The sequence below is a fragment of the Psychrobacter sp. CX14 genome (assembly GCF_057396205.2).
On the sequence record NZ_CM183187.1, the window covers coordinates 2,703,910 to 2,729,672 of the forward strand.

The window sequence follows — 25,763 nt, forward strand, 5'->3', positions numbered from 1 at the left end:
GATACAAAGAGGACTTTATGGCACGTGTAACCGTTGAAGACTGCTTACATGCAGTAGATAACCGCTTTGAGCTAGTACTGGTTGCCAGCAAGCGCGCCCATCAACTATCTAAGGGCATCTCTGAGCCACTAGTTGACGTTCAAAACGACAAACCAACTGTATTGGCACTACGCGAAATTGCTGCAGGCTTAGTTACTAAAGATATCTTAAATCAGCCTGACCATCACTTTGCAACTAACTCGTTAGATTTAGCCTTAAGCGGCGGTCAAAGCTTCTAATACTTTTTATATCCGTATTTAGGCTTATGTCATTATTTAAGCATCTTTTATGAGTTGCTTAGTGAAGACAGGTATAAGCCACAAGTTTAAGACCACGCATGATAAGCCGCGATCCGCATTTTGCAGATCGTGGTTTTTTTATGGTGTGCTCGTTAGCCCGTGTTGTCCTATTAAACTTATGAGTTATTCGCTTAGTGACGACTGTTGATATTGCCTTATTAACAGCGTTTTGTAGTTTTGTCTGCTCAGTGGTTGACACCACCTGATTTTTAAGCTTAATTAAGGGGGATAGCACCTTATTTATTTTGTTTGAGCATGGTTATCAGAATCTATCAGATGCTGACACCTATTATGTTTAATCCTTCTTAACTGAAGGGTTGATTTAACTCATTTTGTTAGCATCATAAATGAGTTACCATTGATATCAATATATAAGCATTAATGGATAAGCGCTTGTTTTGATAGCGTATTATTAGTAAACCCTTTGCCAGACCTGTTTGTTCTTGATTACTTTTAATTGACTCCTGCCCAGCTGAAGGATAATAAATCATGTCACCGCCTATTACCCAAACACATCCTGATGCCGGCTTAACTTCATCTGAAACCAAAAACTCTATGACTACTGATTTACATACCAATATTAACGACACGGTTATTAATAATATTGCCCACTCTGATAACGTGGTGGATCCCGTTGACAGTGAATATATTACATTGCCTGACTCTAACGATGATGATCAAATCAATCAGACGTCATATATGCAGAACCTACCGAAGTTGAGTCATCATTTGGTTGATGATGCACAGCGCAATCTAATGCGCTCGGTGGCGTATCTTAGCGATAAAGAAAAAGAGGATATTTTAGAAGCCTGCGCCTATGGAGACCAAGCTCATATCAAAGACACGCGTAAATCAGGTGAACCTTATATCACTCACCCTATTGCGGTAGCAGAGATTTTGGCAGGCTTCCATCTTGATCGAGATACCATTATTGCCGCTATCCTGCATGATACAGTTGAAGATACTGAAGTCACTTCAGAGGAAATTACCACACGCTTTGGTGGCACCGTTGCGCATTTGGTCGATGGTGTAACCAAGCTTAAGTCGTCCAATCATAACAAGCGTCAAAATAAAGCGGCTACCTTTCACAAAATCATGTCAGCTACGCTCGATGATCCGCGTGTATTGATAATCAAGCTAGCAGATCGTTTACATAATATGTCAACTCTGGATGCAGTACGTCCTGAAAAACAGCGCTCTACGGCCTCTGAAACCTTGCAATTTTATATTCCCTTTGCGCGTCTGATGGGGCTTAATGATATTGCCGATTACATGGAAATTCTGTGCTATCGCAACCTTGACCCTGTCATGTATACCAAGATGTCAGACAAATTACTGCAACATGGTTTAGGTCGCAAGTATCAAACTGAAACCATTCAACAATATCTGAATTATGTGCTGGATAAGCACTATGTCTCAGGCCAGGTACGTGCACTAGACAACCGAGTGGTTATGTATCGTCAATTCTTCCGTAACCGCGGTGAGATTGATGATTTACTGCGTCATTATGCGTTTGAGATTGTCACCTCAACTATTGATGACTGTGACCTACTAGCCAACTATCTAATTAGTAAATATGACATTCAACCTAACTTTATTGAGGATAATATTCGCCATCCTCTCCCTGGTGGTAACCAGTCGTTAACGCTCACTTATGTGCGTGACAACGATACCATTAAAGTGACTTTATTAACCCATAAAATGCAAGAAGCGGCTCGCCTTGGTGTTATCGCAGCTGATCAAGCCTCTGAAGTCAGTCGTTCAGTTATTGAAGCCTCTCTACGCAATATGAAAGAGCTGATTGATTTAGGTGACGAAGGACAAAGTGAAGAGCTGGATTATGAGGGCGTTGTCGAGACCATTGATGAGCTAATCTCTTATCTAAACTCACGCAAAATCCTTTGTTATAGCCCCAAAGGTCGAGCTTACGAGCTGCCGCGCGGTGCTACTGCGCTTGATTTTGCTTATGCCGTAGGTCCTAAAGTGGGTAATATAGCGGTGGGTGCAAAAATCAATGGCGAAAACGCCAAATTAGGCTCTACCTTAAAATCAGGGGCTGTGGTTGAAATTGAAGTTGATCAAAATGCCAAGCCAAAAGCTGAGTGGCTTGGCATCGTGGTCACCAGTAAAGCACACCGCACTTTGCGCCGCTGGTTTAGTAGCTTGCCTGTTGAAGAGCAGCGAAGGCATGGTCGCCAAGCATTAGACCGCGCTTTAAAAACCTATAACAAATCGCTTGATGATGTTAACGATGACGACTGGGAAGACTTACTACAGTGGCAGAATGCAAGTAGTAAAGATGAGCTGTTTGAGAACATGAGTGCCGGCACCTTATTACCGCAATTGGTAGTGTCACGCTTATTTAGTGATGATGTGACCAAGACTCACGAGCAAGCACGCAAAAAAGGCTTTGATAGACCCAATCAGCTATTATCTAATGCCAACGGTGTAGAGGTTCACTTTGCCGGTTGCTGTCGCCCTATTTTCGGTGACCCAATTATTGGCCATTTGACCATGCACGGGCTGATGCTACATTGACATCGCTGCTACTCTATCGTCAATAAATACGTCGATAAGCCGTATGAGCTAGTACAATTAAACTGGTATAGCGAAGAGCAGATTGAAAAAAGTATTGAGCACCCAAGCGAGCGTCCTCACTTTACCGCTTATTTAAAAATCAACTTAGCGCTAAATGATGAGCAAGTCTCACATGTGGTTTACACCTTACGTCAGCTTGATATTGGTATTGAAAAGGTCGATATCCGCGCCAAATCCACGGTCATCCATGTGATTGTACGTAGCCGTAATCATGTGCTTGAAGGCATTGAAGCGCTACGCCCTCATGTTGGCTTCGGCAGCATTCGACGTTTATACCGTTTATAATCGGTTCACTACTTTGACAACAAATAATCAAAGCAGCGACCGTTAGGTTATAAAAATACTAAAGACACTTTTTTAACCATGACATATGTCATCTCTAACAATAAATAAGGAAATTCTTATGGCACGTCAAACCATTCATACTAATAATGCCCCTGCAGCCGTTGGCGCTTATTCACAAGCCGTTAAAATCCCAACAGCGGGTGGCAGCATGGTCTACATCTCAGGTCAGCTTGGCTTTGACCCTGAAACAATGCAGCTTCGTGAAGGCTTTGAAGCTCAGGCTGTGCAAGTAATGGATAATATCGAAGCTATTTGTAAAGCAGCCGGCGGCGAGCTAAGCGATGTCGTTAAATTTAATGTGTCATTGACTGACTTGAACGACTTTGCTGCTCTAAATGCCGTATTTACTGAGCGTTTGGTAGAGCCGTTCCCTGCCCGTGCAGCAGTACAAGTAGCCGCACTTCCTAAAGGCGGTGTGGTTGAGATTGAATCTATCTTATTTATCGAAGATTAATGTCTTGGTAATCAAGCATACTGTATTCAATATTCATACCCATCTTGCTCACATTATTGCGGTGTTATTTTAAGGGAGGTTGCCATCTGATGCTTATCCGTGTCGCTTTGCCGGTGCCTCTCTACCGCGAATTTGATTACTTACCACCTCCTTCAAGGCTCTCACAAGTAGAGCCCTCTTTACCACCTATTGGGGGACGCGTCCAAGTCTCTTTTGGGCGGCAAACCCTCATCGGCATCGTAGTTGCTCATGTTAATGAGAATGACAGCGATGTCCCAACCAATAAATTAAAAGCCATTAAATCAAGCCTAGACGATAAGCCGCTTTTAGACGAATCAATGTTGTCACTGGCGGCTTGGTTGGCACGTTATTATCACTATCCTCTGGGGGATGTGCTCTCTGTTATGCTGCCAACGCTCATTCGCCAAGGCAAACCGCTCGATTTATTGGTGACTCACTGGCGTATATTGCCACATGTGCTCGATGATAGCCTCTCTAGTAATGCCTATAAGCAAAAGCAGCAACTGGCCATGTTAATGCTGCATGGCGAGCATGGTGCTAGTGAAGACACTTTGCTACTTGAGGGCATGGAGCGGCCTTTCTTAAAGCGCTTAGAAGAAAAAGGCTTGGTCGAGCATTATATGCAGCAGCAGCCGGACCCTAAACCGGTGAGTCTGGCCAAAATGCCACTTGATTTAAACGATGAGCAAAAACAGGCGGTTGACGCCCTTGTCGCCACTGCTAATGAGGGCAGCTACAGCGGTTATTTGTTAAATGGCGTTACTGGTAGCGGTAAAACCGAAGTCTATTTACAGGCAATGCAGCCAGTATTAGAAGCCGGCAAGCAAGTCTTGGTATTGGTGCCTGAGATTGGACTGACACCGCAAACGCGAGCCCGTTTTGCAGAGCGCTTTTCGGCCAATATTTTGCTGTTACACTCCAATCTTAATAATACACAGCGTATGCAGGGATGGGAGGATTGCCGCCAAGGCCGTGCCCAAATTATTATCGGCACTCGCTCCTCAGTGCTCTATCCGTTTGCTAATTTGGGCTTGATTGTGGTGGATGAAGCGCACGATCAGTCTTATAAACAGCAAGATACTTTGCGCTATCATGCCGCTGATGTGGCTTTATACCGCGGCTTTCAGACAGGTATTCCTGTGGTTATGGGTACCGCGACCCCCTCTCTTGAGCATTTAAAACTGGTGCAAGATGGCAAGCTGACCGAGCTTATGTTGACACAGCGTGCCGGCAATGCAGCTGCCGCTACCCTACAACTGGTCGATGCGCGTGATAATCCAACCAAATATAGTGATTTGCCTGTCGATGCCAAACAGAGCGAGCTTCTGCCCAATTTAGAGCGTTCTCAAAACACCGGACTGACCGACGATACCATTGCAGAAATCCGAACGACGTTAGAGGCCGGCGAGCAAGTATTGGTATTTTTAAATCGCCGCGGTTATGCGCCCATTTTACTCTGTAATGCTTGTGGTTGGCAGGCAGACTGTGTACGCTGCGATGCGCATATGACTTTGCATCACAGTCAGCTCAATAGCAGTCAGCCAAGTTACCTCAAATGTCATCACTGCGACTGGCAAGCCTCTATTCCGCTTGCCTGCCCAGAATGTAACAGCACCAATTTAAACGCAGTCGGCATGGGCACTACCCGCTTAACCGAAAGCTTGCATGCACTATTTTCAAACCCGCAAACCACTAAAAAAACCTACCCTATTATTCAGATAGATAGAGATACCACTCGCCATAAAGACAGCTGGGAAGATATCTATCGACGCATCAATACCGGTGACCCTGCAATCCTAGTGGGCACTCAAATGGTGGCCAAAGGGCATCACTTTCCGAATGTGACCTTAGTGTGTTTGCCCAATGCTGATAGAGGGTTCTTATCGCCTGATTTTCGCTCCCCCGAGCACACCGCTCAACTTATAGTGCAAGTTGCCGGTCGCTCAGGCCGAGGCAGCAAGCCTGGCCGTGTATTAATCCAGACCGTACAACCTGAGAATCCTTTGCTGCGTAAACTGGTGCGTGAGGGCTATCATCCGTTTGCATTAGAGCTGCTCAATGAGCGTAAAATGCTTGGCTTACCGCCTTACACCCATGGTGCGTTAGTCCGCTGTGAAGGCAAGACCCTAGAGCGCACCACGCAAGCGTTAAAAGATGCGATTGCTATTTTACCGGCCAACGATTTGGCGATTTTGGGGCCGATTGATGCACCAATGAAAAGAAAAAACAGTCGCTACCACAGCCAGCTACTATTATTATCTAAACAGCGTGCGCCGCTCCATCAATTGCTCAATGTGTGGTGGCCGCAAGTACTGCAATTGCCCTCTGCTAAATACTTAAAGCTCACGTTAGATATTGATCCTGTGGGCTGGTAATCGACCTGTATTTTCTGATATCGTTTTTCTAGTTAAAAAAGGTAATTATGAGCTCACATACGCCCCACTCTCACGACCCAGACAATACAATTGCCCATGACCCGCCTCATTTTCATGATGAGCCGACCGCGCGTGACATGAGTAAACAGCGCCGCAGCTTATGGTTTAGCTTTCTGATTATTACCGGCTTTATGTTGGTTGAAGCCATTGGCGGTGTGCTGACCCAAAGTTTGGCGCTATTATCAGATGCAGGGCATATGCTCTCTGATGCCGCCGCTTTAGGTGCAACGCTACTGGCGTTCAAAATTGGTGAAAAGCAGGCCAATGACGAGAAGACCTTTGGTTATAAGCGTTTTGAAATTTTGGTGGCGGGTGCGAACGGGGCGACGCTAATTATCATCGGGATTATGATTATTTGGGAGGCTATCGGGCGCTTTACCTCTCCACCTGATGTGGCCTCTCAAGGGATGCTAATCATTGCCAGTATCGGCCTTATGGTCAATCTTATCGTGGCATGGTTATTACATCGAAGCGGTGCCGCTCACGGACATGATCACGGTCATGAATCCAGTCATGATGATGTCAATGCAGCCGCTTCTGAGAAAAACCTCAATATGCACAGCGCCTATTTGCATGTATTAGGTGATTTATTAGGCTCAGTTGCTGCGATTACGGCCGCACTCGCCATGATGTGGATGGGCTGGTGGTGGGCTGACCCCGTGGCCTCTGTGATTGTGGCGGTGTTGATTTTAATCAGTGGCTTTCGAGTGGTCAAAGCATCGACTCATATTTTGATGGAGGGTACGCCAAAGGAGATTTCACTCGATGAAGTGAAACGTACCATTGAGGAAAATGAGCACATTATCGCTGTGCACGATCTGCATGTATGGAGTATTACTAGCGGGTTGCTTGCCTTATCTTGCCACGTTGTGGTAGATGGCGACATGCGTATTTTGGAGGCAAGTCAGCTGATTCACGAGCTTGAGCACAGTCTAGAATCACTGGGTATTAGTCATACCACTATTCAGGTCGAATCAATTGAGCATCCTCACAATCGGCTTGAGGCGATTACTTGTGCCATAGACGATGCTAATTTAGCGGCAAACAAACAAGGCAGTCATCAGCACCATTATCATTAGTAAAGACAAGCTTTTTAATAAATTCTGACACACTCGCACATTCTAAAAACTAACAATCTATTCTCTATTACTATCGTCAATTGTTTTTTTGTACACATAGCGCAGTAAAGGATAGACAAGCCAGATGACAGCAAACAGGGTGATAGCGACCGCCGTCAGCAAGACACCAATACGGATAACTATATCTAACGGGGTATCGCCGACCACAATCTCAGGGGCTATGGTCGGCCCCATTGTAGAAGCAAAAGCTAAATAAAAGGCAAACGCACACAGCGCAGCAGCCAACACCAATTTGGCAAAAGTAACTAAGACAATATCCAGTAGTGTGTCCGTATCTTTATACTTGAGTATTTTTAGCACACAACCCTCCTCTTAGACGGTCATTTAGACAAACAATCTTTTAAATAAACGCTCGTTTGTTTAAAGAGTCAGTTTGATGGATGACTCATCATAAGAGTCAGCAATCCTGCAATACCAGTCTTTTATTGTGTCCTAACCTAACCGAGTGTGTCCTGTTTTTACTCAATCCTCTACTTACGTTTGGCTCAATTTTTGACTTAACCCGCTTATTTATCTAGCGTTTGTAGTATAGAGCTGACATCATCTTCATATTGCTGAGGCGACAGTTGTAATATATTTAGTAAGGCCTGTAAGAAGTCTTGAGCATTATAATACGCATCGATATAACTGCCATCTAATCCTAACACAGGGCTACATAAGACGTAACGTAGACGGTCAGTGGCAGCAATAGTATGTTGTGGTGGATAGCCCATCTTCTGGATAATGGCGGTGGCTCGCAGCTGCAAAGCAGATATCTGCTTAATAGCAAGCGCACCTAGTGGGCAACGCGCGGTATAACGGCGGCTGTATTGGAAGATAGTATGGGTATTAGTTTGAGAGCTGTTTGGACGAGCAAAAGATTGCTGTATAGACATGTTAGACTCCTGAAACTCCGACTAAATGAATCTTATAAGGCACAAATGACTGTGTCGGAGTACAGGTTCATGCGCTTTACCAGGATTATTTTATATCGTGCTGGAAGTTGCAAGACATGAATCCGCCTGTTCAACAGGTAGCCCATGCAATTAAACCCACGATAGATGGTTTTATAGTACCACAAACATTTTTAGGAATAAATAATAGCCTAAATTTATATCATACGCCATAGCTTAACTAAATCAAGATTAGCTAAGCGTATTTAATGGTACTTTTAAATAGCGTACGCCGTTGTCTTCAGGCTCTGGCATGTGCCCTGCACGGATATTTACCTGAACTGATGGAATAATCAGCCGCGGCATATCGAGCGTTGCATCACGCTCTGTACGCATTTTCACAAATTCTGCCTTACTAATATCATCTCGAACATGCTTGTTATGCACACGCTGCGCCGCTACTGTAGTAGCTGGGGAATGCTCGCGTCCTTCAGGTGGATAGTCGTGACATAAATAAATCTCAGTATCGTCGGGCAGCGATAATATTTTCTGAATAGAGTGATATAAATCATCGACATCACCACCTGGAAAATCCACACGCGCAGTGCCTACATCTGGTGCAAACAGGGTATCACCAACAAAAATTGCCAATCGCTCATTATCGCTCGCGGTATCTTTTGCAATATAAGCCATATCTGCCGGCGTATGACCAGGCACGTGCATTACCGTGAGCTTAATATCACCTAGCATAAACTCGCTACCCTCTTCTGTCAGCATATCAAATTGACTGGCATCCGTTTTAAAGCTCATATCAAAGTTAAATACATCTTTGAAAATGCGCTGCACCTTACTAATGTGCCTGCCTATTACCAACTGACCACCAAGGGTCTGTTTGATATGCTGCGCTGAGGATAAATGATCTGCGTGAACATGGGTTTCAATGATATAACGCACCGTCAGCCCCTGCGCTTTGATAGAATCAATAACTTGATCAGAAAAATCAGTACGGGTATGTCCAGATTTAAAATCATAATCCAAAACAGGATCAATAATTGCACACAGCTTATTAGCAGTGTCGATTAATACGTGCGTGTAAGTCTCGGTGTCTTCATGTAAGAATGACTTGATATCCATAATAATCCTGTCTCTACGTCTGTACGTTGACTTCTCTATTTTTAGAGTAGCCCCAATCAAATAAGCCAACCAATATATGTATATGCCTTAAATTTTTATTCACTCATTATAATATATATATTTATATTATATGTTTAACTATAGTAAATTTAGATAAGTGTTCATAGAGCTTTCAAACCGTAACCGTTTTAGCCTTCTTTGAGCTAAGAGGCGTTTGCTATACTGCCTCGATGACAATTTTCTCAAAAATCATGGACAAATAATGGATAATATAAATGAATGGGTCTTAAGCATCATGGACATGCTCGGCTATTTTGGGGTGACAATGATGATGTTTTTGGAAAACATCTTCCCGCCCATCCCCTCAGAGTTGGTGATGCCTGCTGCAGGGTTCGCAGCCGCGCAAGGCCATATGCAAATTATGATGGTTATCATCGCAGGAACGCTAGGATCTGTTTTAGGAGCCTTGCCGCTTTATTATCTGGGCACAAAATTTGATGAAGATCGTCTATTACAAGCCACCGAAAAGTATGGTAAGTGGCTATTGGTCAAACCAGAGGATGTGACTCGGGCTAATAGTTGGTTTAATAAATACGGCAATATGGTTATCTTTTTTGGGCGTATGGTGCCGGGTATTCGCTCACTTATCTCCATTCCGGCAGGCATGAATCATATGTCGTTACTGCCATTTATTCTACTGACAACTATCGGCTCAACCATCTGGAGCGCCCTACTTGCTTACTCTGGATATGTGCTTGGTACAAATTATGATCAGGTCGGGCAGTATATCTCGCCCATATCAAAAGTGGTCAGTGCGATTGCCATCATTGCTATTATCGTGTTTATTATCAGACGCTTAAAACACAGAAATTCCGATTAAAGCGATATAAATACTAAGTCTGAGCACTAAATATTTGGCAATAAAAAAGCCGGTAAATTGCCGACTTTTTTATTGCGTCCTGTAAATAATCAGACTCTAAAAAGACTTCTAACTATAGAACATTCTAGAAAAGAACACGGACACGAATGGTCTCGTCGATGTCTTTTAATGTCTCTAACGCTTCATTAGAATCGCTGTTGTCTACATCCATGACCAGATAACCAACATCACCTTCTGTCATCAAGCTCTGAGCAAGAATATTGATGCCTGCTGAGGCAAATGAGGTGTTAATTTGTGATAACACACCTGGTACGTTTTTATGGATATGTAGCAAGCGGTGTGAGCCTTCTCTGACGGGTATGCTAACTTCAGGGAAGTTCACAGACGTCGTGGTATCACCAGCATCAGAGTATTTAACAAATTTTTCAGATACCTCTAGACCAATATTCGCCTGAGCTTCTTGGGTAGAACCACCGATATGCGGGGTTAAAATCACGTTATCGAACTTACGTAGTGGTGATTCAAACTCTTCATCAGCTGATTTAGGCTCTTTCGGGAACACGTCCACGGCAGCACCTAATAAGCGCTCTGATTCAAGAGCTGCTGCTAAATCATCAATCTCAACACAGGTACCACGTGCAGCATTAATGAAGTAACTACCCTCTTTCATCTGATCGAACTGTTCTTTTTTCATCATGTAACGCGTGCTTGGCAAATCTGGCACATGTAATGTCACGATGTCTGCTTTGTTTAATAACTCATTTAAGCTACCAACCTGTACAGCATTCCCCAGTGGCAATTTGGTCACTACGTCATGATAGATAACTTTCATACCAAGGCTTTCAGCAAGTACTGATAATTGTGAGCCGATTGAGCCATAGCCCACGATTCCCATAACCTTACCACGAACTTCGTGTGAGTTTTTGGCCGACTTGCCCCAGCCGCCACGGTGTACCACTGCATTTTTCTCTGGAATACCGCGGTATAGCATGATGGCTTCTGCTAATACCAACTCTGCCACTGAGCGCGTATTTGAATAAGGCGCATTAAAGACAGGAATACCAAATTCACGAGCCGCTTCTAAATCAACTTGGTTGGTACCAATACAGAAACAACCGATAGCGATTAGCTTATCAGCCTGCTCTAAGATGTCGCGGGTTAATTGGGTACGTGAACGGATACCGATGAAGTGGGCATTTTTGATTTTTTCAGCCAACTCATCTGGATCTAGTGCGTGAGATAAGTATTCGATATTGGTGTAGCCAGCATCATTTAATACTTTAAGCGCGTTATCATGTACGCCCTCTAATAGTAAAAAACGAATTTTATCTTTATCAAGCGATAATGCCATGTTTTTGCCCTTATGTTTAGATGGGTATTTGAAAGTGCAATTTCTAAGATATACATTGGTTAGTAAACCAAGATAAGCAGAGAGATAACAGCATGATTTGCGCCTATATAGTTCATACATTAGCCGCAATCAATCACAGTGAACAAGGCTTACATACCTTATTATCAGTGTGTCATAATATAACTATCTTATAACAAATTATAGTGTTTTGGCAGGTTAAATATTGAATAAACCCCTACCATTTATGACTATACTATGTAAATTTAAGTTATATTATTTATTAGCCTTATCTTTTTGTTCCTTTTTTTCACCATTTATCTGCCGCTATATCAGGCACTTCTGTAGAGACCAATATGACTGCATCCCATTCTGTAACTCCGAATACACCTGCTCACGAACTTGCGCATGGCGCGAAACAATCTCAGGCTAATGAGACCTCACTGACGGCTTCTCATGAGGTTGCCCCTGAAGCGGTAGCTACGGTTATTGACCGTTTAACCGCCGATTATAATTTTGATACCAGTCAAATTAAGACCGATAGCGAAAGTCTTGAACATTGGGGTAAAGATTGGACTAAGCACTTTGCGCCTGCGCCTTCGGTGATTGTATTTCCTAAATCTACTGAGCAGGTGCAAGCAGTGATTAAGCTCGCTAACGAATATAACATTGTGGTGACCCCAAGCGGCGGGCGTACTGGTTTGTCTGCTGGTGCAGTCGCCAGTAACGGCGAGATTGTGGTGAGTCTCGATAAAATGAACAAAATTAGTGAGTTTTTCCCCGCTGATAGAATGATAGAAATTGAAGCTGGGGTTATTACCGAACAGTTGCAGCAATTTGCTGAAGAGAAAGGCTTATATTATCCAGTCGATTTTGCTTCAGCAGGCTCGAGTCAAATCGGCGGCAATATCGGTACCAACGCAGGCGGCATCAAGGTCATTCGTTACGGCATGACCCGTAACTGGGTATTGGGTCTGACAGTCGTTACCGGTAAGGGAGATATTCTAGAACTAAACCGCGGTATGATTAAAAATGCAACCGGTTATGATCTGCGTCATTTATTCATCGGCGCAGAAGGCACGCTAGGTATCGTCACCAAGGCACAGATTAAGCTTGAACGTGCGCCGCAAGACCTAACCGTTATGGTATTTGGTATGGATGAGTTTGAGCACGTAATGAACGTGTTATCGGCTTTCCAATCACAAATTGATTTAACCGCCTTTGAATTCTTTGATGACGTCGCAATCGAGAAACTCATGGCAACCGGTCATGTACAAGAGCCGTTCGAAGCACGTACTAAATACTATGCCCTACTTGAGTTCGAAGCACCATACGAGCCCATTATGGATAAAGCCATGGCCATGTTTGAACAGTGTATGGAGAACGGCTGGATTATCGACGGTGTGATGAGTCAAAACTTATCGCAAGCGGCTGAGCTTTGGAAGCTGCGCGAATATATCTCAGAAACCATTTCTGTATTTACTCCCTACAAAAACGATGTGTCAGTACTTATAAGTTATGTGCCAGAGTTTATTAAAGACATCGAAGCAGTGGTGAATACCAACTATCCTGACTTTGAGATTTGCTGGTTTGGGCATATTGGCGATGGTAATTTACACTTAAATATATTGAAGCCTGAGAGTCTTTCAAAAGATGAGTTCTTTGAGAAATGCCAAAGCGTGAATGATTTGGTATTTAGCACAGTGCAAAAATACGGCGGCTCAGTGTCTGCAGAGCACGGCGTAGGCATGACCAAAAAGCCGTATCTGAACTATAGCCGCAGTGAAACAGAGATTGAGTATTTAAGAGAATTAAAGAAGGTATTTGATCCAAACGGCATCATGAACCGCGGCAAGATTTTCGATATCTAATCTGCTGTACAACCTATTTCTATAACGTATAAAAAAAGGTCGAGCTAATTTAGCCTGGCCTTTTTATTTATAGGTTATATCGATATCTTTGATTTAGTGAATTAGCTAACTATTTATAGGAACGACGTATTAAACAACAGAAACAACGCTATGATAGATAGTATGGTCAATGCCCCTTGTATCATAATAAAGGCCTGATGCGGGCCAACCACATGCTGTAGCATATTCCCGAGTGCATTAAAGCGTATGTCTGCGGTTTTTGCCTGTGGCGTCGCCTCTAACTGGTGGATAACTGATAAGAACTTATTAGTATGAGGTGCCGTCCAATCGCATGGTTTAAATGGCAAAAACTCTGATAGCCGCTCGGCCTGCTTCTTAGTCTTTGGTGACCAAGTCCAGCGCTCTAAAAATAGAAGTCGCATATTCCACGTAAAAAAAGTACGTGACTCAATAGATTGTACCAGTAGCACCTTCAAATGTTTATGACGGTTATCTTCGGCAATACGATTTAGTAAATCGATCACCACTGGCTTAGAGCCCTCTAAGCATTGCAAAAAATGACCATTGCCGTAACACAGCGTGCCGGTCAAATTATTTTCTTTATTAAACCTATCAGATTGCGCTTCTATATCACGAAATACCGATGTCTGAAAACGGCTTTTGCACGTTATTTCGCTGGTATAAACTAAGCGAATAAGTGCCTGCTCATCTATTTGACTCAACGCTCTAATTGTATTTTGGTCATGCAATGGCATAAGATTCGCCTTAATATTGTGATTACCTAGTCATTTCAGCGATAACGTTAAATAATACATACATAAATTAGTCTTTATCATACAATAAATTACTTTGCCCCCATAGCTAAATATGATTATTAGTCTTAACGGCTTTTCAGCCTACTGGAATGCTTTTACTCTACTGCATTCATTGTTCATCGCCCTAGGCGTATCATCAAAAGGCTATCAAAGCTAAACGCTATATTTTACTTGGCATTAAGCATGATTAACAAGCCCCATAGCTGCCGTGCTAGCTATAACTTTATGGTTCAACACATAGACAATAAAAATAACGTCATTCATCATGAAGAACACTCACTATTAATCGCCAATTATTGACAGTTTGGTTTACAATTCTCCATTTTTTATAATCATCTTCAGTTCTATAATAGTGGTATCTACGTATTTTATTATCGCAATCAATAGCACTACCCTCTTTCTGACACTCTTTTATCTTGTTCCTTTTAATCTTATAAAGCACATGATATGGATGAATAAACCGCCTATCTAGACAAGGTGTCGCGATAAATAAATCTCACGATAAAAAATTATTCAAATTAAGAGTATGACCTCTTATACAGACAAATGAGTAACTCTATGACCCAAAAAACTGAAGACTTTCATTTAAAAATTGCTGAAATTAGAAAAAAGGACTACCCACAGCTTAAGGCGCTCATGGACCGTGTTTATGCTGATCTTGGTGGCTCTTGGTCTAAAAACACAATTGACAGCTTGATTGACTCTTTCCCTGAAGGGCAAATCGCCCTATTCGATCATGATAAATTAATCGGTATGGTACTGACCATGCGCGTTAATTATCAGCGCTTCTCAAACCCACATACCTATGATGACTTATTGGGTCAACGTGAAATCATTAAAGACGATCCGAATGGGGATGCCTTTTATGGTATTGATGCGTTAATTGATCCTGATTATCGTGGTTACCGCTTAGGTCGCCGTTTATACGATGCGCGTAAAGAGCTGTGTCGTCAGATGAATTTCCGCGCTATTTTAGCTGGTGGTCGTATTCCTAAGTACCACAATCATCAAGACTTAACCCCAGGTGAATATATCGATGCGGTAGAAGCACGCGAAATCTACGACCCTATCTTATCGTTCCAATTATCGAATGGCTTTATCGTTAAGCGTATTTTGACAGGTTACTTGCCTGATGATGAGCAATCTAAAGGCTTTGCTACTTTGCTTGAGTGGGCAAACATTTACTACGAGCCTGAAGAATATAAGCCAAATGCTCGCAAAACTGATGTCCGTATTGGCGGTATTCAATGGCAAATGCGTGCAGTGGAGTCGCCTGAAGAGCTACTACAGCAAGTTGAATTCTTCGTGGATATCATGGCTGATTACAACGCTGATTTTGCCTGCTTGCCAGAGTTCTTTAATGCGCCGTTAATGGGTTTATGTGAATCAACGGATCAAAATATTGCTATTCGTTTCCTTGCTGATTACACCGAATGGTTTAAAAATGAAATCTCAAATCTTGCGGTAAGTTACAACGTTAACGTCATTACCGGCTCTATGCCATTATTGGATGAAGAGGAAGAGGTACTTTATAACGTGAGCTATCTGTGCCGCCGTGATGGTACCGTTGAAGAGCAGCGCAAAATCCATATCACACCACATGAGCGTAGTGCTTGGGTGATTCAAGGGGGTAATAAGGTTCAAGTCTTTGATACTGATGCTGGACGTATCGGGATTTTAATTTGTTATGACGTTGAGTTCCCAGAACTTGCCCGCCTACTTGCTTTAGAAGACATGGATATTTTATTCGTACCGTTCTGGACCGATACCAAAAATGGCTACTTACGTGTGCGTCACTGCGCGCAAGCCCGTGCGATTGAGAACGAGTGTTACGTGATGATTTGTGGCTCAGTAGGTAACTTGCCACAGGTTGAAAGCTTAGATATTCAGTACGCTCAATCCTCGGTATTCTCACCCTCTGACTTTGCGTTTCCGCATGATGCAATTATGGCTGAGACGACAGCAAACACTGAGATGGTCTTCTTCTCGGATCTAGACTTAGATAAATTGATTCATGTGCGTAACGAGGGGTCAGTCAATAACTTAAAAGACCGTCGTGAGGATATCTTTACCTTAAAGTGGAAGAAAAAGGCCAAAAAATCAGTGGCCAAATCTTCAAAGGTAGAGCTTAAAGACAATTCACGTAGTGTACGTGACGGTATGCCAATGCATGACCGAGCAACCAAGCCGATGTAATTTTGGTTTCATGAAGACCTATTTGAATCAAAAACAGGCTGCCTTAAGGGTGGCCTGTTTTATTATGTCTTGATAGGTTAATAAACCTGCTAGAATTTCACTAACTAAGCAGCTTACATTTTTACCGGATAACCCCTTATGACCCTAGACAATTCTCATTCTCAAAACAACGCCTCTCAATCCAAAAAATCCAAGCTACTATCTTGGATCTGGTCACTGGGTAAGTATCTGATTATGTTCCTAGTTATCTATACCGTAATCAATTGGTGGCGCCAACCGGTCATGCCTGCTGAGCCTGACTTGAAGCTTATTGATTATCAGGGGCAAATTGTCGATATCGAGAAGATGAGTCATGAGTCACCGGTATTGGTCTATTTTTGGGGAACTTGGTGCTCAGTATGTAAAGTGACCTCTCCGACTATCAACTCATTATCTGAAGCTGGTAAATATCCAATTGTCACTATCGCCACTCAGTCCGGTAGCAATCAGGGCTTAGATGAGTTTATGCGCGAACATGACTATAGCTTTACTACCATTAATGATATGACCGGTGCTATCTTTGACGATTGGCAAGGACAAGTTACTCCTTCGTATGTCATTATAAAAGATGGTGAGATGACCCAAGGCCTAACCGGTATTCAGCCAAAATGGTCATTAAACTTAAGATTATGGCTGTCATCATTGGTTTAGACACACTACCCCGAGTTAAGTTCTAATCTGCGTCTCAATTCGTCTATAATAGCCGCTAACCACTTATCACTCATGCTGCCCTGCCGAAATTAAGGATGTTATATGTCGAACCCTGCGCCATTAAGCCCAACGCCTAAGTTTAAACATGACCCAGATTTTAATAATGGCAAATGGTTCCCAACTTGGAAGCCATTTAAAGGTGATTTAGATCAGCATCCGGTAGCAATTAATGAGTATCTTCCTCCTGGAAAAAGCATCATGTTGGGTATCCAGCATACCTTTGCCATGTTTGGCGCCACGGTTTTAGCGCCTTTGTTAATGGGCTTTGATGCTAACTTAGCCATTTTAATGTCTGGTATCTGCACCCTATTGTTCTTTTTACTTACAGGCGGACGGATGCCAAGTTATCTTGGTTCAAGCTTTGCCTTTATTGGTCCGGTCATCGCAGTAACAGCCTATGCCGGTAGCGGCCCTAACGGCAACTTAAATGTCGCTCTTGGCGCCATTATGGTCTGCGGTATCCTCTACTCGCTAGTCGGCTTATTGGTCATGAAGGTTGGTACCGATTGGATTGAAAAACTAATGCCACCTATCGTTACTGGTGCCATTGTGATGATTATCGGTTTAAACCTTGCCCCAGTGACCGTGCAAGGTGTTTCTGCCAATCAGTTTGATGCCTGGATGGCGACGTTGACCGTCTTATTAATCAGTAGCGTGGCTATTTTCACTCGCGGTATGTTACGCCGCTTGCTACTGCTGGTCGGTCTTATCTTGTCTTATGTGATTTACTATCTGGTAACCAATGTACTTGGCTACGGCACTCCGATTGACTTTAGCGGCGTGCAGCAAGCCGCTTGGTTTGGCCTGCCTAATTTGCACACCCCTGAATTTAGCTTAAATGCGATTGTGCTCATTGCTCCGATTGCCTTTATTTTAATCGCTGAGAACTTAGGTCACTTTAAAGCCGTTGAAGGCATGACCAATTCGCACGTCACCCCGTATATTGGTCGCGCTTTTTTTGCTGATGGTCTAGCCACTACTTTTTCTGCCGGCTTTGGCGGCACCGGTGTGACTACCTATGCGGAGAATATTGGTGTCATGGCAGTCACCAAAGTATATAGCACAACCATCTTTGTGATGGCAGGTATTGTCGCTATCTTCTTGGGCTTATCACCAAAATTCGGTGCCATTATTCAGAGTATCCCGCCTGCCCTACTTGGCGGCGCATCAATCGTTGTCTTTGGCCTCATTGCCGTTTCTGGGGTAAAAATTTGGATTGATAACAAAATCGACTTTAGCAAAAATAGCAATCTAATTATCGCCGCTGTGACCGTTATTATGGGTGCAGGTAACTTTAGTCTACATTTGGGCGGCTTTGATCTGGGCGGTATCGGTACTGCAACGTTAGCGGCAATTATTTTAAATGCGCTATTTAATCGTGAGATTTTTGTAACAAATGGGCTAAAGCCGTAACCTTTGAATCGTACAAAAAGCGTAGGTACAACAATAAGTAGAACAGGCCAAAAATCATATAACGCTTGGGAACCGTAAAAACTACTACATCACTCTATTTATGTCTATAAAAGCGAGAAAAAAAACGATAACGGCGTAGCTTTGTATTTTGGCGTAACGGCTTTGGCTTTAATGAACCCAAATAAATAGCGAACATAGTCAACGCTGCGCCTACCCACTGTATAGCGTTAATGGGCTTATTGAGCCAAAAATAGTCGATGATTAAAGCAGCGACAGGCTCACTTAATAACAATAATCCAGTCAACGCCAGAGATAGCTTAGGAATAGAATACGCAATCAGCCCCCAAGCCAAACACTGCATCACGGTGCCATAAATAATAATCCAACCAAGTTCACTCAGGCTATTGGGTAGCATCTGCCCACTATCGAAGACAAACATCGGTATCAGCATCGCTAGGCTACCACCGATACTAACCCGCTGCATTAAGATAAAAATCGGAGTCGGTGCGGCTTGGTGCGTCAATCGAATAAAGGTCATAGATGCCGCCAACATACTCGCTGACACTATACCGGTAATAAAACCATACGCGGCGTGATGATTATTGGCAAATTCAGGACTCGCGATAAATACCACACCCAGCAGCGCAATCACTAGGCTAATTAACTGCAAAATAGTCTGACGCTCTTTGAAAATTAAAAATCCCAGCGCGGCCAAAAAGAATATTTGCAGACTGTTTAATAAAGTTGAGATACCAGGGCCAACGGCATAAATACTTTCGTGCCATAGCGCCAAATCTAGCCCTAAAAAAGCACCGGATAGCAGACCATATATCAGTGCTTTTCGGCTATTATTAGCACTAATATCACTTGGCATATGCTGCTTAAAAACAGCTGCTAAAGCAGTAAATACCAATCCAGATATCGCCAAACGCCAAAACGACATGGCGTAACCGCCCACCTCGACGTGAGCAACAATTAGGCTACCCAATCCAAAAATAATACAGCCTATAATAAGCCCTATGGCTGGTATTTGCGTATTGTCTTGTCGCTGATTCATTGAGCACCCGACTAAAATAAATCCTTTATCTTGTCTGAAAATCAACCTAATTACTAAACACGGCTATCAAACAAGTTAGATAAGTCACCCCTATAAAGCGCCTTATCTACTCTACTTTTTAAAAATAGGATAATGTTCAAAATGGCGTAAGTTTGATACAGTGTAAACGAGATTTAATTATGATTGTCACAATCTTTTAGTATAGCCATAATGGAATTTAATAAAAGCCCATTTTTAACCGCACTGCAATTGTTGTATTACTAACTCTTATCTTGCTAAACCCACGATTCATTAAAACAAGAAGCCATTGTCTATGAAAATACTGTTACAAATTGACTTCCCTTATCAGGGCCCTTTCGGCGATGCGTTTTATGAGGCGATGAAAGAGCTGGCGCAAGATATCGCAACTGAGCCTGGACTTGTCTCCAAAATATGGACAGAGAACGAAGAGACACAAGAGGCAGGCGGTATCTATGTCTTTGATAACCTTAAAGATGCACATAGATATCTTGATAAGCATATCCAGCGTCTGCAGTCTTTTGGTTTTACTGATATTAATGCAAAAGTGTTCAATATTAACGAGCCTTTAAGTGCTATTTGCCATGCTACTTTTTAGCTCTTAAGATGTAATAGCTCCCCCTTAGTGGTGCGTTTACTTGGCGGAGCGTTTATTGTTATCAAAATACCGAGACAGCCCTCTATTTTCAATTCTATTTCTTATATTATTATTAGCACAAAAAAACAAAGCATGCTCTCAAGGAATCTGATATGCCATCAAAAAACGAAGTATTACGTTCACGCGTTAGATTATTAGGCTCATTTTTAGGTGATGCCATTGCCCGTCAATCAGGAGAGGACACGGTCAATACCATTGAAACCTTACGCAAAGGGTTTATTCAAGAACGCCGCTCACCCAATCCAGAAAATAAGCAAAAATTAATCGACCTTATCGCGTCATTAGACAATCAAACGCTTAAAAACGTTATCCGCGGTTTCTCGATTTATTTCTTTTTGACCAATCTCACAGAAGAGAACGCGCTACGTGAAGAGCGCCGTGTGCAAAAGGAGCAGTCGAAGCATTTTTGGCCTGGCTCATTCCGCAATACCCTGCTTGAATGTAAAGAGCGCCATATTGAAGCGGATCAAATCAAGGAGCTGATTGATCAGCTCAAGTTCATACCGGTATTTACGGCGCACCCAACCGAAGCACGCCGCCGTACTACCATGAATATTTTGCAGACCTTATATGCGCACAGTAATGCGTTAAATGACTTCCCTGAAGGCAGCGTGGCTTATGAGGAGGCGAAACAAAAAACCGCCGATACTATTGATTTGCTATGGTCATCGGATGAAGTACGTACGCGTAAACCACTGGTCTATGACGAGATTAATAACGGGCTGCATTATTTCAATGCCAGTCTGTTTACTGCGATTCCTAAGGTCTATCGCAATATTAAAAACGCCATTGTGGATGTCTACCCTGAACTATCAGATTACCCTATTCCAGCGTTTTTAAGCTTTGGCTCGTGGATTGGTGGAGACAGAGATGGCAACCCGTTTGTGACTCATGAAACTACCAAAATGGCCGTATTAATGCACTCTAATACCGTGCTGCGCCACTATCAGGTAATGATACGCAAACTACGCCGTGAGCTGATTCACAGTGACACCATCATAGAGATTGCCCCTGATGTTTATGAGCGCATCAAAGCCTATAGCGAGCTTGATCAAAAGATTTTTTACTACAATCCTGATGATTACAATAATGAGCCATATCGCCGATTGTTATCCATTATCTTGGCAAAAGTAGCAGCAACTAACGAGTATATTCAAAGTGAGGGTAATAATGCTGAAGCGGCCGCAGATGCTTATAGCACGCCGCGAGCATTGTTAGATGATTTACGTCTCATCCGTCAGAGTCTACGTACTCATGATGCCGCACATGCCGAAGGCTTATTGCTTGATATGATTCGCTTGGTGAAAACCTGTGGATTCCATCTGGCAGCACTTGATATCCGTCAAGACTCCGGCTATCACGGAGAAGTAATTGCAGACATCTTTGCTAATGCTTCAAACCTGCCTGATTATCAGTCGCTTAGCGAGCAAGAAAGACAAGAGTGGTTAACGCGCTTGCTAGAGAAGCCAGGTGTGCCACTGATTTATGCTGATAACTTAACAGAGCAAACCCGTGAACAGTTAGCGCTGATGAATACCATTGCTAAGCTGCGTAAATTGGTTGGTGAAGACACTTTTGGTAGCTATATTATCTCTATGACCAACAATGCTAGCCAATTGCTAGAGGTCTTATTACTGATGCGTTTTGCGGGCTTATCGGGGATTGATGGGGACGGTAATTTATACGCCGCTCTTCCTGTTGCGCCATTATTTGAGACCATTGATGATTTAAAAAATATCGATAAAATCATGCCGATGGTGCTTGATAACCCGTTGTATCGCAAACTACTTGAGCAGTCAGGTAACATTCAAGAGATTATGCTTGGCTATTCTGATTCCTCTAAAGATGGCGGTATTATTACCTCAGCATGGCAGCTCTATAGTGCGCAGCAAACCATCACTGATATTGCTAAAAAGTATGGCATTAACACGCGTCTATTCCACGGCCGTGGTGGTTCTGTCAGTCGCGGTGGTGGCTCAACCCATCAGGCAATTGCTGCTCAGCCAGCCGGTACATTGAACGGTCAAATCAAATTCACCGAACAAGGTGAAGTGCTGTATGCCAAATATGCTAACTCAGATACCGCCGTATTTGAGCTGACTATGGGTATTACTGGCGCATTAAAAGCCAGCTCATCACGCTTTGTCGAACAGCCAAAGCAGTTAGACAGTTATGAGGCTTTATTCGCACGTCTGGCCGAAGCCGGTGAACAGCAATACCGAGCACTGACAGACAATACCGAAGGCTTCTATCAGTTCTATTCAGAGGCAACGCCGGTACAAGAGATTTCCCTATTAAATATCGGCTCACGCCCTGCGCACCGTAAAAAAGGCTTACCAAGCAAATCAACCATTCGTGCGATTCCTTGGGTGTTTGGTTGGTCACTGGCTCGCTTTACCTTGCCTGCTTGGTATGGTGTAGGCAGTGCGCTAGATAGCGTTAAGCAAGATGAAGCATTAATGAAAGAGATGAATGAGAATTGGCCATTCTTTAATGCCTTTATCAGTAATATTGAAATGGCATTTACCAAGTCTGAGATGAGCATCGCCCACGCTTATAGTCAATTGTGCGATGATGCTGACTTGCGTGAGCGTATTATGCAAGCGGTAATTAAAGAGCATGAGCTGACAGAATCTGGTCTTAACTCGTTGCTTGAGCAAAGCTCGCTGTTGTCTAATCAGCAAGAGCTGGCCAATTCATTAGAATGGCGTAATGCATATCTAGATCCGATTAACTATATCCAAATCGAACTACTAAAACGTATGCGCCAAGACAAAGAGCATGAGAATCAAAGCAATGACGGATTAGCAGTAGAAGACCCACTCATTCGCAGTATCAATGCTCTAGCAGCAGGGTTACGTAATACAGGTTAATAAATTGCCTCTAATTAGAGTCTAATAAAAACGCCCATCGCAAATTTGTGATGGGCGTTTTTATTGGGTACTCAAAATAAATCATATGAGGTTTAAAATTATCTGTAACTATCCACTCTACCATTTAATCGTTTACTTGATACGGCCGACTTGATAAGCGCAATAACCTCATCGATGTTGGCAGAGGAAGCGAAATATGGGTGTAATGGACAAAATTCAGGCTAAAAACGAGCGGTTAGTCTCTAATGGACAAAATTCAGGCTACCCTTCAGAGTATGTCATTAAAAAGTTGTTAATAAACTTAAGCTTACGTTGTTTATTGAGCCCATTATGACTGCTTAATTGGCGTTTTAACTCGCTAAACAAACCTTCTAGAGAATTAGTTGTATTTGGAATGTTTAAGTCATCTAATTCTCTATAAGTGAATAACCAATCACTATTTACTCGCAAGCTTCTATAGGCACTTCTAAGACGCTTATGGGTGTACCAAGTCTTACCAGTATCTATATTGGTACTACGTTCATTTAAGTAGTCCTCATGAGTTAAATACCATCTATCCAAGTCCTGAATGAACGTTGTCTTATCATAATCGTTTATGTTTAAAGCTAGCTGTCTAAGTGCAATACTAGCGATATTTTGAGGCCTACGAGTTAAGTATCGAGTGATGATCTGTAGTTGATGAAACTGGCACATTTGTATCGGTATATCTTTAAACAAAGCATTAAGACCTCGTCTTCCATCGCAAGTAATGCTAGTGATATCAATGCCTTGTGATTTTATATGCTCTATTCCCAGTTTATACAGAGCGTTGGTCTCATAGTGAATAATACGGTGGTGTAATACCGCTTTGCTTGTATAGTCGAAAAATACCATTAAGCCAAATGTTCTACCAAAGTAGGTCGTGTCCATCACTATGTTGGCACGAGTAGGTAGCTTATTAAGTGACTTTATCTCAATTGTATCTAGTCGCCTTTGTATGGTCTTTATGCTACAGCCATACTTATGAGCAAGTTGTTTATAAGTCTGTTTACCTTGAGTATATTCTTGCCACAAAGTTGTATTATTGAGCCGCCTGCCACCTAAAAACTGCCGATTACAAACAAGGCATTTGTACTGCTGTTTCCCTGATTTATAACCATTCTTTTTCGTGTGTTTTTCACCACAAAAAGGGCAGTTTTTTGATTCATGGCTTTCAATCCTTGCAAATACTTATAGTATATAGCTTTAAAGGGGGTGTCAGCCTGAATTTTGTCCATTACACCGAAATATGCAATGTCTCATAATCTAGTAGAAGCTTATCCATTATAAGACGGTGCTTCGCAATTTTTTCTGCATTATCACGCGCAATCCAGTGCGGCTGTAAATCAATGCGAAAACTCTCGCTAGGATCCTTTTTATTTTCAAAAATTACCCGATAGATGCTTTCATGAAACAAGCGTTTACGCCTGACATAATGGTTTATCTTCTGAAGCACCTGCTCATCACTTTTTAGTAGCTGCTCACTGGCAATAAAAAAGCCCATCACCAGTGTGAGGGGCTTTTTCTTAATAACGCTTGTCAGCTATATATTAACCTTTTAAAATATTAACCTTTTAAAGGCAATCAGCTTACTGCATTATCAATGACGTTTGCTTACTTAGCAGCAGCAGCTTGAGCAGCAGCAACTTCAGCAGCGAAGTCTTCTTGTTTCTTCTCGATGCCTTCACCTACTTCAAAGCGTACGAATTCTTTAACAGTTACGCCGTCAGCTTTAAGAACGTCACCAACTTTCTTCTCGTTGTCCATTACGTAAGCTTGACGAACCAATACAACTTCGTCTAGGTACTTACGTAGGCCACCTTCGATCATTTTTTCAATAATGTTGTCAGGCTTACCAGACTCACGCGCTTTCGCTTCAGCGATTTCTTTTTCACGAGCTAGGATGTCAGCAGGTACGTCAGTGTCATTAACCGCTACTGGGTTGAATGCAGCGATGTGCATAGCAAGGTTTTTGCCGCTGTCTTCGTTGCCGCCTTCAGTAGATACAACAACACCGATACGTAGGCCGTGACGGTATGACGCTAGGTTATCGCCTTCAACGATTTTTGCACGGCGTACTTGGATGTTCTCACCGATTTTTTGTACTAGAGAAACACGTGCTTCTTCAACCGTTTGACCATTACCATAGTCAAGACCAGCGATTTCAGTAACGTCAGTTGTGTTGTTTGCTAGAGCAAGCTCAGCAACTTTGTTAGCGAACGCTGTGAAGTTGTCATCTTTAGCAACGAAGTCAGTTTGGCAGTTCACTTCAAGCAAAATAGCTTTGTTGCCTTCTTGAGCGATGATGATGGCACCATCAGCTGCGATGTTACCCGCTTTCTTAGCGGCTTTTGCTTGACCAGATTTGCGTAGATTGTCAATGGCAGTTTCTACGTCGCCGCCAGTTTCTTCTAGGGCTTTTTTACATTCCATCATGCCAAGGCCAGTACGGTCACGAAGCTCTTTTACTAATTTAGCAGAAATCTTAGACATATTTTTACCTCTGGTTTAGTGGTTATTTATAAATTAT

Annotated in this window: 20 protein-coding genes and 1 pseudogene; 12 read left to right on the forward strand and 9 right to left on the reverse strand. The window is 42.7% G+C overall.

The window, feature by feature from the left end:
• Window positions 1-17: 17 nt before the first annotated feature.
• The 5 genes and pseudogenes from rpoZ to AC2SLO_RS10525 all read left to right on the forward strand — a co-directional run bounded on the left by rpoZ (window position 18) and on the right by AC2SLO_RS10525 (window position 7,270).
• Entirely contained in the window at window positions 18-278 is a 261-nt protein-coding gene (rpoZ, locus tag AC2SLO_RS10505; RefSeq protein WP_486543483.1) for a DNA-directed RNA polymerase subunit omega, read from the forward strand.
• A 759-nt stretch (window positions 279-1,037) separates the two neighbouring features.
• A pseudogene (locus tag AC2SLO_RS10510) lies at window positions 1,038-3,221 on the forward strand (RelA/SpoT family protein).
• 118 nt (window positions 3,222-3,339) lie between these two features.
• Window positions 3,340-3,735 carry a Rid family detoxifying hydrolase gene (locus AC2SLO_RS10515; RefSeq protein ID WP_486543484.1) on the forward strand — a complete coding sequence of 132 codons (396 nt, stop codon included), beginning with the start codon at window positions 3,340-3,342 and terminating at the stop codon, window positions 3,733-3,735.
• 89 nt (window positions 3,736-3,824) lie between these two features.
• Window positions 3,825-6,131, forward strand: coding sequence for a primosomal protein N' (locus AC2SLO_RS10520; protein WP_486543485.1), 2,307 nt, complete (start codon window positions 3,825-3,827; stop codon window positions 6,129-6,131).
• 47 nt (window positions 6,132-6,178) lie between these two features.
• Window positions 6,179-7,270 (forward strand): cation diffusion facilitator family transporter, encoded by a 1,092-nt coding sequence (locus AC2SLO_RS10525; RefSeq protein ID WP_486543486.1) that lies wholly within the window; start codon window positions 6,179-6,181, stop codon window positions 7,268-7,270.
• A 57-nt stretch (window positions 7,271-7,327) separates the two neighbouring features.
• Here the strand turns inward: AC2SLO_RS10525 and AC2SLO_RS10530 are convergent, their stop codons facing one another.
• The 3 genes from AC2SLO_RS10530 to AC2SLO_RS10540 form a co-directional block, all read right to left on the reverse strand.
• Window positions 7,328-7,630, reverse strand: a complete 303-nt coding sequence (locus tag AC2SLO_RS10530; protein ID WP_486543487.1) for a hypothetical protein — start codon at window positions 7,628-7,630, stop codon at window positions 7,328-7,330.
• Window positions 7,631-7,836: 206 nt separating this feature from the next.
• Window positions 7,837-8,205 carry a hypothetical protein gene (locus AC2SLO_RS10535; protein ID WP_486543488.1) on the reverse strand — a complete coding sequence of 123 codons (369 nt, stop codon included), beginning with the start codon at window positions 8,203-8,205 and terminating at the stop codon, window positions 7,837-7,839.
• A 249-nt stretch (window positions 8,206-8,454) separates the two neighbouring features.
• The gene (locus AC2SLO_RS10540; protein ID WP_486543489.1) at window positions 8,455-9,336 is read right to left on the reverse strand and encodes an MBL fold metallo-hydrolase; all 882 of its coding nucleotides are present in this window, start codon (window positions 9,334-9,336) and stop codon (window positions 8,455-8,457) included.
• 262 nt (window positions 9,337-9,598) lie between these two features.
• Here AC2SLO_RS10540 and AC2SLO_RS10545 point away from each other — a divergent pair, with 262 nt between their 5' ends.
• Complete coding sequence (locus tag AC2SLO_RS10545) at window positions 9,599-10,216, forward strand: DedA family protein (RefSeq protein ID WP_486543490.1); 618 nt, start codon at window positions 9,599-9,601, stop codon at window positions 10,214-10,216.
• A gap of 124 nt (window positions 10,217-10,340) precedes the next feature.
• On the opposite strand, the gene serA is transcribed toward AC2SLO_RS10545, so the two are convergent.
• A complete protein-coding gene (gene serA / locus AC2SLO_RS10550) occupies window positions 10,341-11,567 on the reverse strand; it encodes a phosphoglycerate dehydrogenase (protein WP_486543491.1) in 1,227 nt (408 codons plus the stop codon).
• 353 nt (window positions 11,568-11,920) lie between these two features.
• Here serA and AC2SLO_RS10555 point away from each other — a divergent pair, with 353 nt between their 5' ends.
• A complete protein-coding gene (locus AC2SLO_RS10555; RefSeq protein ID WP_486543492.1) occupies window positions 11,921-13,435 on the forward strand; it encodes a D-2-hydroxyglutarate dehydrogenase in 1,515 nt (504 codons plus the stop codon).
• A gap of 113 nt (window positions 13,436-13,548) precedes the next feature.
• Here AC2SLO_RS10555 and AC2SLO_RS10560 read toward each other — a convergent pair whose 3' ends face one another.
• Window positions 13,549-14,190, reverse strand: coding sequence for a BLUF domain-containing protein (locus AC2SLO_RS10560; RefSeq protein ID WP_486543493.1), 642 nt, complete (start codon window positions 14,188-14,190; stop codon window positions 13,549-13,551).
• Between the two features lie 618 nt (window positions 14,191-14,808).
• Here AC2SLO_RS10560 and AC2SLO_RS10565 point away from each other — a divergent pair.
• The 3 genes from AC2SLO_RS10565 to AC2SLO_RS10575 all read left to right on the forward strand — a co-directional run bounded on the left by AC2SLO_RS10565 (window position 14,809) and on the right by AC2SLO_RS10575 (window position 18,609).
• On the forward strand, window positions 14,809-16,446 hold the full coding sequence (locus tag AC2SLO_RS10565; RefSeq protein ID WP_486543494.1) for a nitrilase-related carbon-nitrogen hydrolase: 1,638 nt from the start codon (window positions 14,809-14,811) through the stop codon (window positions 16,444-16,446).
• Between the two features lie 138 nt (window positions 16,447-16,584).
• Window positions 16,585-17,136, forward strand: coding sequence for a protein disulfide oxidoreductase (locus AC2SLO_RS10570; RefSeq protein WP_486543495.1), 552 nt, complete (start codon window positions 16,585-16,587; stop codon window positions 17,134-17,136).
• Between the two features lie 102 nt (window positions 17,137-17,238).
• Window positions 17,239-18,609 carry a solute carrier family 23 protein gene (locus AC2SLO_RS10575; protein ID WP_486543496.1) on the forward strand — a complete coding sequence of 457 codons (1,371 nt, stop codon included), beginning with the start codon at window positions 17,239-17,241 and terminating at the stop codon, window positions 18,607-18,609.
• A gap of 94 nt (window positions 18,610-18,703) precedes the next feature.
• Here AC2SLO_RS10575 and AC2SLO_RS10580 read toward each other — a convergent pair whose 3' ends face one another.
• The gene (locus AC2SLO_RS10580; protein ID WP_486543497.1) at window positions 18,704-19,666 is read right to left on the reverse strand and encodes a DMT family transporter; all 963 of its coding nucleotides are present in this window, start codon (window positions 19,664-19,666) and stop codon (window positions 18,704-18,706) included.
• Window positions 19,667-19,979: 313 nt separating this feature from the next.
• Between AC2SLO_RS10580 and AC2SLO_RS10585 the strand changes: the two genes are divergently transcribed.
• Both AC2SLO_RS10585 and ppc read left to right on the forward strand, forming a co-directional pair.
• Entirely contained in the window at window positions 19,980-20,282 is a 303-nt protein-coding gene (locus AC2SLO_RS10585; protein WP_486543498.1) for a monooxygenase, read from the forward strand.
• A 152-nt stretch (window positions 20,283-20,434) separates the two neighbouring features.
• Window positions 20,435-23,215, forward strand: coding sequence for a phosphoenolpyruvate carboxylase (ppc, locus tag AC2SLO_RS10590; protein WP_486543499.1), 2,781 nt, complete (start codon window positions 20,435-20,437; stop codon window positions 23,213-23,215).
• 261 nt (window positions 23,216-23,476) lie between these two features.
• On the opposite strand, the gene AC2SLO_RS10595 is transcribed toward ppc, so the two are convergent.
• The 3 genes from AC2SLO_RS10595 to tsf form a co-directional block, all read right to left on the reverse strand.
• A complete protein-coding gene (locus AC2SLO_RS10595) occupies window positions 23,477-24,412 on the reverse strand; it encodes an IS256 family transposase, variant Zn-binding type (protein WP_495637103.1) in 936 nt (311 codons plus the stop codon).
• Between the two features lie 58 nt (window positions 24,413-24,470).
• Complete coding sequence (locus AC2SLO_RS10600) at window positions 24,471-24,737, reverse strand: hypothetical protein (protein ID WP_495637074.1); 267 nt, start codon at window positions 24,735-24,737, stop codon at window positions 24,471-24,473.
• Between the two features lie 110 nt (window positions 24,738-24,847).
• Window positions 24,848-25,726 carry a translation elongation factor Ts gene (tsf, locus tag AC2SLO_RS10605; protein ID WP_486542451.1) on the reverse strand — a complete coding sequence of 293 codons (879 nt, stop codon included), beginning with the start codon at window positions 25,724-25,726 and terminating at the stop codon, window positions 24,848-24,850.
• Between the last annotated feature and the right edge of the window lie 37 nt (window positions 25,727-25,763).